Source organism: Anabaena sp. PCC 7938, assembly GCF_049315035.1.
Taxonomy (GTDB): Bacteria; Cyanobacteriota; Cyanobacteriia; order Cyanobacteriales; family Nostocaceae; genus Anabaena; species Anabaena cylindrica.
The window spans coordinates 4,614,914-4,631,681 of sequence record NZ_CP186034.1 but is presented as its reverse complement, the minus strand read 5'-3'; the positions used below and the strand labels follow the sequence as shown (position 1 = coordinate 4,631,681).

Below are 16,768 nucleotides of genomic sequence, written 5' to 3'. Positions count from 1 at the left end.
GTATTTTATGTCACATACAGTTGATTCTTCAAAACCTATTACAATTCCTCAAAAATCTGTTACAACGCCTCAAAAGCCTGACGATCCAAAAATTCCCACTCCGAAAAAACCCCGACGCTGGTTGTGGATTTTGGGCGGGACTGTGGCGATCGCATCTGTCGGCTTTGGAGTCTGGTATGGGTTTTTTCGTCCCCAACCTGCAAACATCATTCAATTCAATGGACGGATAGAAGGCTATGAAACCGATGTCAGCACCAAAGGCATTGGTCGGGTCGAGGAAGTTACTGTGCGGGAAGGAGATACAGTCAAAAAAGGACAATTATTAGTGCGTCTTAGTGATGAAGAAGTACAATCTGAACTGAGCGCAGCCACAGCCCAGGTAAATGCGGCAAAACAACGAGAAGCTTACGCCCGGTTACAAATCTCTATTCTCGCAGATCAACTCGCAGATGCTAATCTGAATTTACAGCAATCCCAAGGTGACACCCAAGGTAAAGTTGCGGAAGCTAACGCCCTTGTCTCAACCGCAAAGGCCGTTGTGAAACAAGAACAAGCACGAGTTTTAGAAGCGCGGGCATTAGTTGAACAGGCGCGGGTAGATCGCGATCGCTATGCCCATTTGGCGATTGAAGGAGCAGAAACCAAACAACGCTATGATGTGGCGCAAACTTTTTACAATACTGCCAAAGCTGCTTTGCAAAGCCGTTTAGCTGCTGTGGAAGCGGCACAAACAGCCGTTAATATTGCTCAGGGAAAATTGACGCAAGCACAAACCACAACCTTAAATCCAGGGCGACAAAAAACTAATGTCAGCCGATTTCAGACACAAGCACGACAGGCACGCAACACAATAGCAGCCGCCCAAGCTGATGTGAAAACTGCCCAAGCAAATCAACAATTGATTCAGAGTCGCTTGAACAATCTGACGGTGAAAAGCCCGATTGATGGCGTTGTGACGACACGCAGCGTTGAACCTGGTACAGTGGTTCTACCATCGCGCCCCTTGCTGAGAGTTGTAGACTTGAGTCAAGTTTATCTGCGGGGCTTTATTCCCGGTGGGCAAATTGCTCAAGTTCGCGTCGGACAACTTGCCAATGTTTATTTAGATAACGATCCCAAACACCAAAAGTCTTTTAAAGCAACCGTTACCGCTATAGATTCTAAAGCCTCCTTTACCCCAGAGAACGTTTATTTTCAGAGCGATCGCGTGCAACAGGTATTTGGTGTAAAACTGAGCCTGGAACAACGAGAAAGACTAGCAAAACCGGGAATGCCTGCGGATGGAGAAATTCCCTTGAATTAGCAAAAAAGGCAGAAGGGAATTCTGATTCCTGACCTCTGCCTTCTGCACTGCGCCTTATTCACCTTTTATTCTTATATAGTCATTGATTTCTCTAGGTTTTACATTTATATGCCTAACGGTACGCTTCGTGAACAGCATCCGCTATATAACTTTGTCATAATGTACAGAACAAATACCCGCATCAGAGTGATTTGAGCTTTTCTCTCTACTGACAACTATGATTTATGGCATGGGATTATGGGCTGATTTAGCGCTGAACTTAATCGATCTCAAGCCTCATAAACGCCTCTTTTTTTTTAGCGTGGCTTTCATGCTCTATCCCTTATAGAACAAGCTATTTAGCCACTTTGTTACTCGTTAAGCTACACCACAGGTCAAACCCAGAACTACAAGCCATGTTTTGACTTGAAATTAGGATATGAAGTAACGATATATTTGAGAATCTATATCGTACAAATCCACTGTTTGTTTTTGAATCTATGAAGTCTTATTTAGCCGCCGCTATTCAAATGACCAGTGTGCCTGATCTACAGAAAAACTTGACACAGGCAGAGGAATTAATTGATTTGGCTGTGCGTCAGGGTGCAGAATTGGTAGGGTTGCCAGAAAATTTCTCTTTTATGGGAGAAGAAAAAGACAAACTTGCTCAAGCAGATGCTCTTGCTCAAGTAACGGAAACATTTTTAATTAAAATGGCGCAGCGCTTTCAAGTAACTATACTCGGCGGCGGCTTTCCTGTACCCGTAGGAGACGGCACAGGCAAAGTCTATAACACAGCCTTACTCATTAACCCCAATGGCCAAGAACTGGCCCGTTACCACAAGGCACATTTATTTGATGTCAATGTTCCTGATGGTAACACTTATCAAGAATCTAGTACTGTTATGGCTGGTAAAGCTTTACCCCCAGTCCATTTTTCCGACAACCTGGGTAATCTAGGACTTTCTATTTGCTATGATGTCCGCTTCCCCGAACTGTATCGACATCTAGCAGACAAGGGAGCGGATGTTGTTTTTGTTCCTGCGGCTTTCACGGCTTTTACGGGTAAAGACCATTGGCAAGTATTGTTGCAAGCCAGAGCGATTGAAAACACTTGTTACGTCATTGCTCCTGCCCAAACTGGCACTAACTACGCCCGTCGTCAAACTCACGGTCATGCGATGATTATCGACCCTTGGGGGGTAATTCTAGCAGATGCCGGAGATAAACCAGGAGTTGCGATCGCAGAAATTAAACCCACCAGACTAGAACAAGTACGCCGCCAAATGCCATCTTTACAGCATCGCGTGTTTTAGAATCTAGATAGAAAACCCACTTCTGTGGGTTTTAAATTCCCTTTCATAACCTAGCTATCAGTGATATTCACGTTAATAGAATATTTACAACAGCTTAGTATTTGCACGAGCGTAATATTGCTGAAAATTCATCAAAAATTAATTAAATAACCTTTTGCAACCAATTTTTATTGAGGCAAGCAAAATCACTGAACAACAGTGTTTATTCAAATTTTATAGTCAGGAAAAAGATGTTAGTCAGTATATTTAATTATATTTTTTCTGTGAAGATAGCTACAAAGAGTTGACGACACTGTTAGGAGTATGAAATTATTCTCTCAGTGAAGTCACTGAAACGTGCAAATCACAGAATCATCAAAATAAATTCCACTATTTATTTTTAGGAACGAATTGAATGACAACTTCAAGCCTGCTTCAAAAAATTTCCGTATTAGCTGCGACCTCTGCAATAGCAGTAATGGCTACCACAGGAAAAGCATCAGCTACCACCTTCTATCTGGGAAATGGACTGAATCTACCTCAAATAAATTCCAGCTTTAACTACAGTGAAGATGGTATTTCACTAGTAGCAACAGGAACTCAAAACAGCGGTGCATCTAGAAATGTTTACCAAAGTATATTCGGGCTAGGAGTAGCAAACAATAATAATATATTTAATGTAGTAGGGAATCAGATTGATGGGGGAACGTCCCTTGGAGAAACGCTCAAATTGACTTTTACTAACACAGCAGTAAAACTACTTTCTGCCACCTTTAGTCGTGTCGGCAGCAATGACAGCTTTAAACTGTTAGTAGATGGAAATCAATTTATTGCTGCTGATATTCCTGGTGGTAATTTCTTGGATCTTGACATTAGTAAGTTCACCTTTAGCCCTTCTCCAACAGGCACTGTTTTTGGATTCACCGTTAACGATGCTAATGATGACTATTTAGTGAAATATGTTGAAGTTGAAGCTGTTCCCGAACCCGCTTCTGTATTAGGTCTTTTAGCTTTTGGTGCTATGGGTGCAGGATCTATGATCAAGCGTAAACAGCAACAAAAAGCAATGGTAAAAGCATAGTTTCAGCCATTGTATAAAACGAAATATATTTTGATCTTCCACCTACCTGCTTAGGGTTTACTGGTAGCGTAGCGTAAGTCATAAAAGTTATCTATGAGGGTTAAGAGTTCAGAAGCAGTATAGCTATCAACCTTACAAATCAAAGATAATCACTGAGACGAAACATCCTGTAAATCCTAATTTAGACAAATAAAGCGATTAAAGAATTTATTTGTGCCATTTTCTAACCTAAAAACAAAAAACCGGGAGTAACGCACCCGGTTTTTAATATATGGGCATAGCATCGCTATACCCAATTTATTGCTGAAAAAGATTAAACCTTAGCAGCAGCTCTCATTACCAATTCGCCCTTAGCATATTTAGCAGCAAAATCTTCTAAAGAAACTTGCTTAATCTTGCTTGCATTACCAGCGGTACCAAATTCTTGATAGCGATCTGAACAAACCTTCTGCATATATTTGATAGAAGGCTTGAGGAAGTGACGAGGATCAAATTCCTTAGGATTAGCTGCCAAAGCTTCACGGACAGCAGCAGTGATAGCTAGACGATTATCGGTGTCGATATTTACTTTACGTACACCACTCTTGATACCTTTTTGAATTTCTTCTACAGGTACACCGTAGGTTTCAGGAATTGCACCACCATATTGGTTAATAAGTGCAAGTAAATCTTCTGGTACAGAAGAAGAACCATGCATTACCAAGTGGGTGTTAGGCAAACGACGGTGAATTTCTTCGATACGGCTGATAGCCAAAATTTCCCCAGTAGGCTTACGGGTAAACTTGTAAGCACCGTGGCTAGTACCGATAGCAACAGCCAAAGCATCTACTTGAGTTGCTTCTACAAAGCTAACAGCTTCATCAGGGTCAGTTAACAGTTGAGAATGGTCTAGTGTACCTTCAAAACCGTGACCATCTTCAGCTTCACCAGCACCGGTTTCTAGAGAACCTAAACAACCGAGTTCACCTTCAACGCTGACACCCAAGGAGTGAGCGACGTTGACAACTTCGCTGGTAACTTTAACGTTGTACTCAAAGCTTGCAGGTGTCTTAGCGTCAGCTTCTAAAGAACCATCCATCATCACGCTGGTGAAGTTGTTCTTGATTGCTGAGTAGCAGGTAGAAGGAGCATTACCATGATCTTGGTGCATGACAATGGGAATCTCAGGGTAGGTTTCTACTGCTGCCAAAATCAGGTGGCGTAGAAAGTTTTCTCCGGCATAATTACGAGCGCCGCGAGAAGCTTGTAAAATTACGGGGCTATCTGTCTCAGCCGCCGCTTTCATGATTGCCTGAATCTGCTCTAAGTTGTTAACGTTAAAAGCTGGTATGCCGTAACCGTTTTCAGCAGCGTGATCCAAAAGCAACCGCATTGGTACAAGCGCCATAAATAATCCTCCTAATTTGGGTATCAGCTAGTCAGTTTAATAGAAGCGTAATATTTATCTTAATGTAATTTTTACGCTAATCTTAAGAATTTTTTCACATTATAGGAAATTATAACTAATAGCGGGTGTTTATGTTGAAAAAGTTTACCGCTGTACTATATAGACATTAATCTATGCTTTGCAGGTACTGTTGTACTGTTAACTACTGTCTAGGGAGTTGGTTTGGTAGCTTGGGATACCCACGAAAGCAAAGAATAGGAAATAACTATGCTAGAGCGGGTTTAATCAGATATTGGTAATTATAATTCTCGTATAATTGTTAAGTATAAACTAGTACTGTGATTGAAGTTGATAGAGATGCGATCGCACAACGCCCCCACAACATTGTTATCAATCATGGTAAATTGTTACAAAGGTCATACCTTAATTTTACCTAACCCCTGATAGCTTTACAGAAATATGCAAAACATAAATAGTAGTATTCTAGTTGGTAACACCAGAGGCGATAATGTTCTCCGCTTTGATGCTTATACAGGAAACTATTTAGGTGAGTTTATCACCTCTGGTTTGGGTGGACTGGAAGACCCCGACACCTTACTCTTTGGGCCAGATGGAAATGGTGATGGTAAAAGCGACCTTTATATAGCCAGTAGATCAGAAGTAGGAGGTTCTTCTATATTGAGGTTTGATGGTCAAACTGGTAACTTTATTGATGTATTTGTGGGAGATAACCCAGATACAGCATTAGATGAAAGCGGAGGGTTAGTTCGTCCCTACGGTATTGCTTATGGTCCAGATGGTAATTTTTACGTTGCTAGTTTCCTCAGTGACCAAATATTGCGTTACAACGGTTCAACTGGTGAATTCATTGATGTTTTTGCCCAGGGAAATGGTCAAGTAGGTGGTTTAAATGGACCCAACGGGCTACTTTTTATTAACAACAGTCTCTATGTGACAACTCAAGGTAGTGTAGCCAAAGTTAATCCTGATACTGGAGAAGCTTTCCCTGATTTTAGTGCAGGTTTATCTAGTCAGGTTTTACGTTACAACTCACTAATAGCAGGAGCAACACCCACAGTTTTTGCTACACCTCAGCCTTCCCCAGATAGCTTTGGCTTTGTCAGTTTGCTTGGTTTAGCTCTTGGTGAAGATGGTGATTTGTATGTGAGTGATTTTGCTAACGACATCCGCCGCTATGACTTGGAGAGTGGGGAGTTAGTCGATACCCTTTCTACAAATTATACAACTGAGACACCACCCAGCAATAATTTTATTGGTAGTTTGGCTTTTGCCCCTAATGGTGATTTACTCACAGTTGGTTTTGATGTGACTACTGAACAAGGTGCGATTCTCAAATATGATACTGAGAGTAGTTCACCTGTTAATCCATTTCAGGTTTTAGTTCCCACAAACCCAGTTCTTGAGCGTCCTGTTGGTATAACTTTTTTCCCTACAGAAAGCCAGTTAGTATTTGGAACTCCGGGAAATGATGAATTAATTGCAGGTGTGGATTTAGAAGCTGTTGTAGATATTGTATTTACTGGTGGTGGTAGTGATGAAGTTGACTTGGCGATTAAAAGTCATGCCAGTGATAACCGCGCTTTCTTAGGTAGTGGCAATGACATTATATATGTCAATAACAGCGATCGCGCCTTTGGCGGTTCAGGAGATGACATTTTTGATGCTACAGATGGTAAAGGTGATAGTCGAATGTCAGGTGGTTCAGGCCATGATACCTTTTACCTGGGTAGTGTTGATAGGGCTTTGGGCGGTGATGGCAACGATAAATTTTTTGTACAGTCTGGTGGTGATAATCTCATCAGTGGTGGTGCTGGTGCTGACCATTTCTTCATTGCTAACGCTGAACTACCAGATACGGCTAATACAATTCTCGACTTTGAGATTGGTATTGATGTGATTAGTATTAATGGTGCTGCTGCCCTTGGTATTTCCGCAGCTACTTTGCTTTTACATGAAATGAGCGGCAATACTGAGATTAGCTTTGGTGACAAAACTCTGGCTATCCTTAATGGGGTTACAAATTTGGATATTAACCTCATCAAATTTGATGTGTTTATATAACCTTATGTAAAATTTTTGCCTCTTTTTTGTCAAGAGTTAATTGTTATGCCATCATAGTAATTGAGAAGTAATTCGGCGACGGCGTTTGTTCTTAACATTGATGGGCTTTTTCCTTTTGATATTTCCAGACTTTTCTCCGAAATCTAAATCTCTGCACTCTTATGATTTTGGAGACATTCTATGTCAATTTACGTAGGCAACCTCTCTTATGAAGTTACCCAAGACAACCTAACTGCGGTCTTTGCAGAATATGGTTCAGTGAAACGTGTTCAACTACCTACCGACCGTGAAACAGGTAAACTGCGCGGTTTTGGTTTCGTAGAAATGGGTACAGATGAAGAAGAAACCACAGCTATTGATGCCCTCGATGGCGCTGAGTGGATGGGACGTGACCTTAAAGTAAATAAGGCTAAACCCAGAGAAGACAGAGGTGGCTCCTTCGGTGGTGGTAATCGCAGTGGTGGCGGCGGCGCTCGTAACCGTTACTAAGCTATAGACTCAATCTAGTCTTTTAGCTAATTCAACAGGCTTAATAACTTAATTGAATTTAGAATTGGCTCAGGTATTGATACCTGAGCCTTTTTAATGGATATTTTTCTGATTATGGTTCGTCAGAAATTTGTATGATCAATTTTCCCATCTTACGACCATCAAAAAGTTTGAGAATTGCTTGGGGTGCATTTTCCAAACCTGGAACAATTTCTTGAGTATATTTAATTTTACCTTCTTGTAACCACTGACCAATATCTCTAAAAGCAACATCCCATTGCGAAACATAATCATTGACAATAAAACCTTGTACAAGCACGCGCTTCATTAAAATCTGGCTGAAATTATAGGGGCCAGGTACAGCTTCTTCAGCATTATAAGTGGAAATTAACCCGCATAGAGGAATGCGTGCATTTAAATTTACCTGTGTCAAAACAGCATCAAGAATTGCACCGCCAACATTCTCAAAATACACATCAATACCATGAGGACAGAATTTTGCTAAAGCTGGGATTAAATCTGCGGTTTTATAGTTAATTGCAGCATCAAAACCGAGTTCTTCTAGCAACCATTGACATTTCTCCTCAGAACCAGTGATACCTACCACACGACAACCTTTAATTTTGGCAATTTGTCCCACCAGGGAACCAACTGCACCGGAAGCTGCTGAAACAACAACAGTTTCCCCTGCTTGGGGTTTTCCTATATCCAGTAGTCCAAAATAGGCGGTACAACCAATAAAACTGAGGGGACCCATAAAAGCAGTGAGAGGAACTGCTAAAGGTTGAGGTAATTTGATAAGGTTTCCAGAGGAAGCTATTGCGTAATTTTGCCATCCTAGCGCACCAGAAACTAAATCTCCTGGTTGAAATTTGAGATTTTTGGAATCTTCAACAACACCGATAACTAAACCACGCATGACTTCCCCAATTCCTATAGGAGGCATATACTGGGGTCTATCGCTCATCCAAATACGATGGGTAGGATCTAGAGAAAGATAGATATTGCGTACCAGTATTTCACCATCTTTTGGACTGGGAATTGGTTCTTCCCGATACTCAAAATCACTTTCTTTGATTTCACCAACAGGACGACTAGCCAAACGCCACTGACGATTTATTAATTTTTGCATACATTTCAATTTGCGCTTTTTCAAAAAGAACTGCATCTATCTTTATGAGTATCTTGGCAGATTGGCAGACATTTTTGAAAAAAGTAATCATAATAGTAGGGCAGCAAAGAGCAAATTTAGTCACAAAATGTTAATTTAGAAAACTATGACTAAGTTACACTCCCCCTACATCTACCAATGCCTTATATTACTGCTGCCAGCGAAATTCGTTGCCTGATTGCTAAATATAGCAAAGCACAAACTCTGTGGATAGATACAGAAGTTGCTGACTATAAAAGTCGTCATCCCAAATTATCGCTGATTCAGATATTGGATAATCCTCAAGATATGAGTGGTAATAGCATTTACATTTTGGATGTCTTAGAACAGTCGGAGGTAATTGCTGATTTTATTGAGCAAATAATGATGAATGTGGATATTGAAAAGGTATTTCATAATGCTAGTTATGATGTCAAGTTTTTAGGAAGTAAAAAAGCTAAAAATATTACTTGTACTTTAGAAATTGCCAAACAAATACCCTACTATATTTTACCTTTACCTAATTATCAACTAAAAACTTTAGCTACAGTCTTGTGTAATTTTCATGGTATTGATAAACAAGAACAAAGTAGTGATTGGGGGATAAGACCTTTAACTGATGAGCAAATAGAATATGCTTATTTCGATTGCATTTATTTAGCTCAAATCCACTCACAGTTATTGGCATTGCAAGCCACAATTAACCCAGCACCTGAAACAGAAAACTTAACTCTACTTTCGGAAACATATACGGAAGTTGAACAGCAACGAAAGCTGATTAATTCAGAATTTGAACATTTGCAAGAGCGATTAAAAAAAGCTATGCAGGCTCAAAATGTGTCAGAAACGGCATATTGCCAAATCAGTAATTATGAACGCAAAACTGTAAAAGTTAAGTTTAAAGAATTAGTACGATTAATGGAAAATGACGATGTTGATTTAGATTTTTCAATTACGCTGACTGAAAAAATACAAAAAGATTTAGGTAAAAACTTGGAACAATTAGAGGTGGATATCGAAAATACTCCTGTGTGGCGACTAACTGCCAAAACAACAGAAAATGAGGTAAATAATTAGTCATAAATATTTAGATTGGAGCAAATAGCAAGAGGGTTTGTAACTAGTTAATTTGACCTTATTAGGGCGCGTTAGGATGAAATCCGTAACGCACTATTCTCAAGGGTTTGATGCGTTATGCTACGGATATTTTCAATAATCAAACCGGATTCCTATAGTTGATTTGAGTGATTAGAGAACAAATGAAACACAAAAAAAGAAATTATTTACACATTAAATTTAAAAACTTATGTTTAAACTTTGAAGATGATTTTATTAAAAAATAAAGAATATGAGGAAAGCTGGTTAAGTGAGTTAAAATTTTTAGCATTAGTTAGAATTATTATGGAGTGAAAAAATAGATTTTGGTACTAATTTCCTCCGGGAGTGAAAGCGGTTTATAAAAACATATGGAATGGCAGTTATTGACACCTAAATGGCAAGTATTAGGCAGATTATTCACCATAGCTTTTTTTACTGCTTTAAGCGGAATGTTATGCGTTGCTTGTAGTAGAAATCAGGACGTTTTGGTGACAGAAGTAGGAGTTAGTCCTCCCAATCGTCTGACAGCGAATACATCCAAAGCGGGAGAATTCTATATTCAAGGGCAAAATCAACACGCTAAGGGCAATTCTGAAGCTGCTATTGCTGCCTATAGTAAGTCGATTAGTCTCAATTCTCAATATGCTCCCGCTTTTAAAAGTCGGGGTTTGGCATATTTTGACGCGGGTAATAAAGAGGGTGCGATCGCAGATTATAATCAAGCATTACGCCTCAACCCCAATGATGGCGAAACTTACAATAACCGGGGCAATGCCCGTGCATCTCTGGGAGATCAACAAGCTGCGATCGCAGATTACAATGAAGCTATCCGCTTGGCCCCTAACTATGCTGAAGCCTTCAATAACCGAGGAAATGCCCGTTCTGCCCAAGGAGATAAAAACGGGGCTGTGGCTGATTACACTGAGGCTATTCGCATAGATCAGAACTATTCTGTTGCTTATAATAACAGAGGCAATACTTACTTTGCCCAGGGAGATCAACAGAAAGCGATCGCAGATTATAATCAAGCCATTCGCCTCAATCCTAACTTTGGCCCCGCTTTTAATAATCGAGGAAATGCCCTTGCAGCTATTGGAGACAAACGTGGGGCCCTGCAAGATTTGCAAAGGGCAGCAGCTATTTTTGATAAAGAAGGTAACAAAGATTTGTACCAACAAGTAATGAAGAATATTCAAGAACTGGGGTAATAATTCGTAATTCGTAATTCGTAATTCGTAATTCATAATTCGTAATTCGTAATTCGTAATTCGTAATTCGTAATTCGTAATTCGTAATTCGTAATTCGTAATTCGTAATTCGTAATTCGTAATTCGTAATTCGTAATTCGTAATTCGTAATTCGTAATTCGTAATTCGTAATTCGTAATTCGTAATTCGTAATTCGTAATTCGTAATTCGTAATTCGTAATTCGTAATTCGTAATTCGTAATTCGTAATTCGTAATTCGTAATTCGTAATTCGTAATTCGTAATTCGTAATTCGTAATTCGTAATTCGTAATTCGTAATTCGTAATTCGTAATTCGTAATTCGTAATTCGTAATTCGTAATTCGTAATTCGTAATTCGTAATTCGTAATTCGTAATTCGTAATTCGTAATTCGTAATTCGTAATTCGTAATTCGTAATTCGTAATTCGTAATTCGTAATTCGTAATTCGTAATTCGTAATTCGTAATTCGTAATTCGTAATTCGTAATTCGTAATTCGTAATTCGTAATTCGTAATTCGTAATTCGTAATTCGTAATTCGTAATTCGTAATTCGTAATTCGTAATTCGTAATTCGTAATTCGTAATTCGTAATTCGTAATTCGTAATTCGTAATTCGTAATTCGTAATTAATTCTACCCATTTTCTTTTTATTCTTCAATGATCGGGGTGCGTAAATCTTCTACCAAAGCCTGAATTTCTGCGGGTGGGGGTGGTGTTAGTCGGGAAACTATCAGGGTGACAATAAAGTTAATAATCATTCCTAAAGTCCCAATTCCTTCAGCAGAAACACCAAAGAACCAGGGTGACATCCCGGCAAATTTTACGCCGACGATGTAGATAATTGTAAATATCAAACCTGTTAACATTCCAGCAATTGCACCTTCAGAATTAGTGCGTTTGTCGAAAATACCCAAAAATATTACCGGGAAGAAGCTTGCAGCCGCTAAACCGAAGGCAAAAGCTACCACTTCACTCACGAATCCCGGTGGATTTACCCCAAAATATCCAGCGAGAACCAGGGCAAAACCAACGACAACCCGCCCTACAAATACCCGTTTTTCCTCTGAAGCTGTGGAATCAAAAATGCGGTAATAAACATCATGGGCAACGGAACTAGAAATTACTAATAATAAACCCGATGCTGTGGATAAAGCAGCCGCTAAACCACCAGCCGCTACTAAAGCAATTACCCAAGGGGGAAGATTAGCAACTTCTGGGGTAGAAAGAACTATGATATCTTTATCAATTGTAATTTCGTTGGTTTCTTGATTAGGGGTTAGTTGCAAACGTCCATCTTTATTTTTATCTTCAAAAGTTAGAAGTTTGGTTTTTTCCCACTTATTTACCCAATCTAATTTCTGTACTTCGGCAATTGTTTGATTATGCAAAGAAGTAATTAGATTATAACGAGAAAACATCCCGACTGCCGGGGCTGTGGTATAGAGAATGGCGATAAATAATAACGCCCAACCAGCAGAAAACCGGGCAGCACGAACACTTTTTACTGTGTAAAACCGGACAATGATATGGGGTAAACCGGCAGTTCCTACCATCAAAGCAATGGTGATGAATAGCACATCGATCATTGATTTGTTGGCAAAGGGCTGAGTGTATTCTTTAAAACCTAAGTCAAGTTGAATAAGGTTGAGTTTATCAGCGATATCACTAGTGGTAAAAGCTAGTTGGGGAATAGGATTACCTGTTAGTTTGTATGCGATCGCAATTGCGGGAATCAAATATGCGAAAATCAATACGCAATACTGAGCTACTTGCGTCCAGGTAATGCCTTTCATGCCTCCCAAAACCGCAAAAAAGCCAACAATGATCATCCCAATGATGACACCTGTATTCACGTCTACTTGTAAAAAGCGGCTAAAGACAATTCCCACCCCCCGCATTTGTCCAGCGACGTATGTGAGAGAAATAAAAATGGCTGCAACTACCGCCACCAACCGGGCTATGTTAGAATAATAGCGATCGCCTACAAAATCGGGAACTGTATATTTACCAAATTTCCGCAGATAAGGCGCTAATAATAATGCTAGTAAAACATAGCCACCAGTCCAACCCATCAAATAAATAGAACCGTCATATCCCAAAAACGAAATTAACCCCGCCATGGAAATAAACGAAGCCGCAGACATCCAATCAGCCGCAGTAGCCGCACCATTGGCAATTGAAGGTATTCCCTGACCGGCAATAAAAAAGTCTTTAGTATTTTCTACTCGTGATTGCCAACCAATGTAAATGTAAACAACAAAAGAAAGTCCAACTAAGATAATCGTCCAAAGTTCAACTGACACTGTTTTTCCTCACTTTTTGGTATTATATTTGCGGTCTAATTTATCCATTTGGAAAGCGTAAGTAAAAATCAATACCACAAAAACCAAAATTGATCCTTGTTGTGCCATCCAAAAGCCAAAGGGAACACCAAAAAAGCGAATTGAATTTAATGGTTCAACCAATAAAATACTAAAAACTAGGGACACTAAAGCCCAAATAATTAAAAGATTTCTAATTAAGGTGGTGTTAGCACGCCAATAAGCGCGACGCTGATCTTCGTCCATTTTTCTTTTATCATCATTGCATCACAGATAATATCAGTAAGTCGAGATAATGCTGTTTTATTTTGGCGTTTTTTTGTTAAGTTTTCTATATTAAGTAGTTAGTTCTATTTTTTATGGCGATTTTTGGGTAAGTTAAATATATCTTTTTTTGTCTCACGCAAAGGCGCAGAGGCGCAAAGGAAGAGAGGAAGAGAGAAGAAAATGAAACCCAACTTTGATTAATTTTATTGTTGGATTTTACTTCGCTCTGATGTGACAAGGTATCTAATTTTAGTATTCCCTATCAAGAGGCAAAAATCTCAAATCTCTACTGAATTTCACTATGTTCTTGGCTTGTGGTTGGGATTTAGGCTTATTTTTACGGTGGTTAGTTTATCAATTCTTCCTAGTATTAAGACATCGCTAAATTTGCATTTATCCTGATTGAAATAATCCTGTAACTTTCAATCTTCCTCTTTTTGTCGGGGATCTTCATATGGTGGATGCCAACCACCTTTTACCCAAAAACGACGTGCTTTTATAATAGAACCTTCATTATGCCGTTCATCATTGAGGTCTAAGCGATTGCAAGTAGCCCTTTCTGTAGGAGTAATACCGATAATTTTTAAACTGTCTAATGACCAAATAAAATGGTCAGACCATTTTTGTTTTCGTGGATTAAATATTGGGATTATTTCTTTAGTTTCCGGGTCAATACCAGTTGTAAAATTATAGCGATATCCGTTACAACGTTGACAAGCTAAAGCTAAATTATCAGGGTCATCAGATGAACCAGAGATAGATTGGGGAATAATATGGTCAATAGCAAATAAAGCTGCACTTGCTTCTTCTAAAGAATGACAGTATTCACACAGGAATTTAGCTCTTTCCCTGACTAATTTTCTCGTTGCATCATTAACTGTCATGACTCAGCAATTATCTTAGCATTCAGCAAAGTAAAAATCCTATCTAGTTCTAGTATTCCTGCTAATTCAGCTTCTTCTTTTGAAGTTAGCATTCCAGCTTTGTTATTCTCAGCAAGTTCTTCTAATCGAGATTGTAATTCTGAGCTAAATTTGAACAAATTTAAATTTCTAACTTTGCTGATTTCAATTCCAGACTCTACCCAGGATGAGGGTTGAATCATCACTTGAGTAATCATGGGCTTATTATTTGTTACTTTTAGGATGCTCCTATCATAACATATATTTAAATTATACCCTGAATAAACTTATTCCTACTCTGTGAAATTGCTAAAAGCGATTGCGTATTTATCGCAAAAATTTCATATTAACCATCCTCGATTTATACTATAAATCAGGGATATTATTTTTATGAAAATTGAAACTAAAAACATCGAAGTTACTTTAGTTGAAATTAGGATTTTCCATCTCATTTTGTAAAGATTGTAATTGTTCTAAAGATAATTGAGTAACTTCGGAAATTTGCTCTAAACTCATACAAATTCGCATAATTTTACTTCTAAAAATCTTCGTAATTACATTTTTTGTAACACAAGATCTGCTAAAACTGCACTAATGGTAAATATTAAAATTTTAACATATCAACCGTCAAGAATATTCAGGGTTTAGCAATGCTAAACCCCTACAAAATTAATTAACTAACAGCTAATGATTTTTTACTGTAATATTCAGTTTGAGCATAAACAGTAATTACAGTATCGCCAACTTCAAAAAATGTGCCTTCTTCTTCATATTTAGAAAATTGCAAATGAGGATATTTAGCAGCTAGTTGATCCGCAGTCATTGCTGTAGCTGATATTTTATTAGGTAAAAGCCCCGTCGCACCAATGTAAAATACTAAAGGTGAAATCTTTTCTTGGTAAATTTTATCAGCATAAGCTTCTAACTGGTTATAAGCCGTCGTCATAGCTGCAATAAAATTTTCTCTGTTAACAGATTTACCCGCGTGTTTAGCATATAAAAATATGGACAAACTATTATCACCCACTGAGTTGAGAATTTCTGCTACTTTACCATTTACATCTATTCCCAGAAAATCATCGAAAATCGGTTTCATTAAATCATCAACTTTGGTAATTTTCATCCGTGCAGAAATGGCTTTAGGACGAAAAGAGATATTTTCATTTAACCCCATATCAAAACTAGGTTTAGAGAAAATCTCCCCAGTTGCTTTGTCTACAGCTTCATATCTCCGCGCTAAAAATTGATTAGCAGAATATAGCTTACTTAAATTGAGAATATCGTGATTACCAAATTCGATTTTATAACTTAGATGAGAATCAATTGTATTTGGATATTCTTGAGTAGTGGGAAAATTCAGATACAGGTTTTTGGATAAATAATGTTTTCTTAACTCCTCTAATTGATTGACAATAAATACATCTGACTCATGACGTAAATGAGCCGCAAGAATACTAATCAAAATCTTTGTTTCTGCAAGTTTGATAAATAAACCATCAATGCTGCTGAAATTCACATTCACAGGAACTAAAGATAGATTATCTAACTCAAGAGTATATTCAGAATTGAAATCAAACTTATCCGCAAAAATTACATCCTTTGCTTTCAATAAATCAAATACTTTCTTGTTACTGACTTTGATATTTAATGCAGTTAAATTGAGTTTGCCATCTTTAACAATGGTATAATTATTAAAGTTATCTAAATCATTAGCCAGCAAACCCGCAACCTCAATCATAGGTGTCTTATCTTCAGCTTTTACCAGCTTAACCTTACGCTTCACCAACATATTAATAGTAGCCGTATTGCGATTCATGGCAAATACACCCATCTGCACAAAATCGCCAGGATAGATATCTTCCGTTTGTAACCAAGGAGTGATTAAATCACCATTAATATCTCTCACACCCTTTACGCGCTTAATACTCGTTCTGTGGTAATCTTCCTTTAGTTTCTTAATATTAACGAGGATATATTGACGATATTCAGACAAAATTTGCACAAGTTCCAACAGCGAAATTTTATGATTTAACTCCGACATAAAACCCCCTAAATTTTATCTAGTAGAAACTCTATTTTCCTCTTTGCGCCTCTGCGTCTCTGCGTGAGAAAAATCTATCTTTTCATTATTATAGTATATATGTACTAAAATGTCAAATTATTCCTAATGACGACTAAGATAAAA

At 38.3% G+C, this 16,768-nt stretch carries 15 protein-coding genes and 1 pseudogene; 8 read left to right on the top strand and 8 right to left on the bottom strand.

Going from position 1 to position 16,768, the window contains the following annotated elements; all coding sequences use genetic code 11:
- Positions 1-7: 7 nt before the first annotated feature.
- From ACOWPH_RS21020 to ACOWPH_RS21005, 4 genes and pseudogenes are all read left to right on the top strand, one after another.
- A complete protein-coding gene (locus tag ACOWPH_RS21020) occupies positions 8-1,303 on the top strand; it encodes an HlyD family secretion protein (protein ID WP_015217330.1) in 1,296 nt (431 codons plus the stop codon).
- Between the two features lie 164 nt (positions 1,304-1,467).
- Positions 1,468-1,645: pseudogene (locus ACOWPH_RS21015) on the top strand (IS4 family transposase); the annotation flags it as partial.
- 137 nt (positions 1,646-1,782) lie between these two features.
- Complete coding sequence (locus tag ACOWPH_RS21010) at positions 1,783-2,598, top strand: carbon-nitrogen hydrolase family protein (RefSeq protein ID WP_015217329.1); 816 nt, start codon at positions 1,783-1,785, stop codon at positions 2,596-2,598.
- A 394-nt stretch (positions 2,599-2,992) separates the two neighbouring features.
- Positions 2,993-3,658, top strand: coding sequence for a PEP-CTERM sorting domain-containing protein (locus ACOWPH_RS21005; protein ID WP_015217328.1), 666 nt, complete (start codon positions 2,993-2,995; stop codon positions 3,656-3,658).
- Between the two features lie 313 nt (positions 3,659-3,971).
- Here ACOWPH_RS21005 and fba read toward each other — a convergent pair whose 3' ends face one another.
- On the bottom strand, positions 3,972-5,045 hold the full coding sequence (fba, locus tag ACOWPH_RS21000) for a class II fructose-bisphosphate aldolase (RefSeq protein WP_015217327.1): 1,074 nt from the start codon (positions 5,043-5,045) through the stop codon (positions 3,972-3,974).
- A 459-nt stretch (positions 5,046-5,504) separates the two neighbouring features.
- Between fba and ACOWPH_RS20995 the strand changes: the two genes are divergently transcribed.
- Together ACOWPH_RS20995 and ACOWPH_RS20990 are read left to right on the top strand one after the other, a co-directional pair.
- Positions 5,505-7,127, top strand: a complete 1,623-nt coding sequence (locus tag ACOWPH_RS20995; RefSeq protein ID WP_015217326.1) for an NHL repeat containing protein — start codon at positions 5,505-5,507, stop codon at positions 7,125-7,127.
- Positions 7,128-7,307: 180 nt separating this feature from the next.
- The gene (locus tag ACOWPH_RS20990) at positions 7,308-7,616 is read left to right on the top strand and encodes an RNA recognition motif domain-containing protein (protein ID WP_015217325.1); all 309 of its coding nucleotides are present in this window, start codon (positions 7,308-7,310) and stop codon (positions 7,614-7,616) included.
- Positions 7,617-7,728: 112 nt separating this feature from the next.
- Here the strand turns inward: ACOWPH_RS20990 and ACOWPH_RS20985 are convergent, their stop codons facing one another.
- A complete protein-coding gene (locus ACOWPH_RS20985; RefSeq protein WP_015217324.1) occupies positions 7,729-8,748 on the bottom strand; it encodes an NADP-dependent oxidoreductase in 1,020 nt (339 codons plus the stop codon).
- 177 nt (positions 8,749-8,925) lie between these two features.
- Here ACOWPH_RS20985 and ACOWPH_RS20980 point away from each other — a divergent pair, with 177 nt between their 5' ends.
- Both ACOWPH_RS20980 and ACOWPH_RS20975 read left to right on the top strand, forming a co-directional pair.
- Entirely contained in the window at positions 8,926-9,843 is a 918-nt protein-coding gene (locus ACOWPH_RS20980; protein WP_015217323.1) for a 3'-5' exonuclease, read from the top strand.
- A gap of 389 nt (positions 9,844-10,232) precedes the next feature.
- Entirely contained in the window at positions 10,233-11,072 is an 840-nt protein-coding gene (locus ACOWPH_RS20975) for a tetratricopeptide repeat protein (RefSeq protein ID WP_015217322.1), read from the top strand.
- On the opposite strand, the gene ACOWPH_RS20970 is transcribed toward ACOWPH_RS20975, so the two are convergent.
- The 6 genes from ACOWPH_RS20970 to ACOWPH_RS20945 form a co-directional block, all read right to left on the bottom strand.
- Positions 11,002-11,733, bottom strand: coding sequence for a hypothetical protein (locus ACOWPH_RS20970; RefSeq protein ID WP_015217321.1), 732 nt, complete (start codon positions 11,731-11,733; stop codon positions 11,002-11,004). The genes ACOWPH_RS20975 and ACOWPH_RS20970 overlap by 71 nt on opposite strands.
- A gap of 7 nt (positions 11,734-11,740) precedes the next feature.
- Positions 11,741-13,396, bottom strand: coding sequence for a sodium:solute symporter family protein (locus ACOWPH_RS20965; protein WP_015217320.1), 1,656 nt, complete (start codon positions 13,394-13,396; stop codon positions 11,741-11,743).
- A gap of 9 nt (positions 13,397-13,405) precedes the next feature.
- Entirely contained in the window at positions 13,406-13,660 is a 255-nt protein-coding gene (locus tag ACOWPH_RS20960) for a DUF4212 domain-containing protein (RefSeq protein WP_015217319.1), read from the bottom strand.
- A 443-nt stretch (positions 13,661-14,103) separates the two neighbouring features.
- Positions 14,104-14,565: an HNH endonuclease gene (locus ACOWPH_RS20955; protein ID WP_015217318.1), complete on the bottom strand. Its 462-nt coding sequence runs from the start codon at positions 14,563-14,565 to the stop codon at positions 14,104-14,106.
- On the bottom strand, positions 14,562-14,801 hold the full coding sequence (locus tag ACOWPH_RS20950) for a hypothetical protein (RefSeq protein ID WP_015217317.1): 240 nt from the start codon (positions 14,799-14,801) through the stop codon (positions 14,562-14,564). The genes ACOWPH_RS20955 and ACOWPH_RS20950 overlap by 4 nt, the downstream gene beginning before the upstream one ends.
- A gap of 455 nt (positions 14,802-15,256) precedes the next feature.
- On the bottom strand, positions 15,257-16,624 hold the full coding sequence (locus tag ACOWPH_RS20945) for a hypothetical protein (protein ID WP_015217315.1): 1,368 nt from the start codon (positions 16,622-16,624) through the stop codon (positions 15,257-15,259).
- Positions 16,625-16,768 lie beyond the last annotated feature (144 nt).

Excerpts from the sequence above, each read along its gene's own strand:
- ACOWPH_RS20995 (WP_015217326.1), top strand. The coding sequence starts at position 5,505 with ATGCAAAACATAAATAGTAGTATTCTAGTTGGTAACACCAGAGGCGAT.
- ACOWPH_RS20950 (WP_015217317.1), bottom strand. The coding sequence starts at position 14,801 with ATGATTACTCAAGTGATGATTCAACCCTCATCCTGGGTAGAGTCTGGA.
- ACOWPH_RS20980 (WP_015217323.1), top strand. The coding sequence starts at position 8,926 with ATGCCTTATATTACTGCTGCCAGCGAAATTCGTTGCCTGATTGCTAAA.
- ACOWPH_RS21005 (WP_015217328.1), top strand. The coding sequence starts at position 2,993 with ATGACAACTTCAAGCCTGCTTCAAAAAATTTCCGTATTAGCTGCGACC.
- ACOWPH_RS20970 (WP_015217321.1), bottom strand. The coding sequence starts at position 11,733 with ATGGGTAGAATTAATTACGAATTACGAATTACGAATTACGAATTACGA.
- ACOWPH_RS21020 (WP_015217330.1), top strand. The coding sequence starts at position 8 with ATGTCACATACAGTTGATTCTTCAAAACCTATTACAATTCCTCAAAAA.
- ACOWPH_RS20975 (WP_015217322.1), top strand. The coding sequence starts at position 10,233 with ATGGAATGGCAGTTATTGACACCTAAATGGCAAGTATTAGGCAGATTA.
- ACOWPH_RS20985 (WP_015217324.1), bottom strand. The coding sequence starts at position 8,748 with ATGCAAAAATTAATAAATCGTCAGTGGCGTTTGGCTAGTCGTCCTGTT.
- ACOWPH_RS20960 (WP_015217319.1), bottom strand. The coding sequence starts at position 13,660 with ATGGACGAAGATCAGCGTCGCGCTTATTGGCGTGCTAACACCACCTTA.
- ACOWPH_RS21010 (WP_015217329.1), top strand. The coding sequence starts at position 1,783 with ATGAAGTCTTATTTAGCCGCCGCTATTCAAATGACCAGTGTGCCTGAT.
- fba (WP_015217327.1), bottom strand. The coding sequence starts at position 5,045 with ATGGCGCTTGTACCAATGCGGTTGCTTTTGGATCACGCTGCTGAAAAC.
- ACOWPH_RS20955 (WP_015217318.1), bottom strand. The coding sequence starts at position 14,565 with ATGACAGTTAATGATGCAACGAGAAAATTAGTCAGGGAAAGAGCTAAA.
- ACOWPH_RS20945 (WP_015217315.1), bottom strand. The coding sequence starts at position 16,624 with ATGTCGGAGTTAAATCATAAAATTTCGCTGTTGGAACTTGTGCAAATT.
- ACOWPH_RS20990 (WP_015217325.1), top strand. The coding sequence starts at position 7,308 with ATGTCAATTTACGTAGGCAACCTCTCTTATGAAGTTACCCAAGACAAC.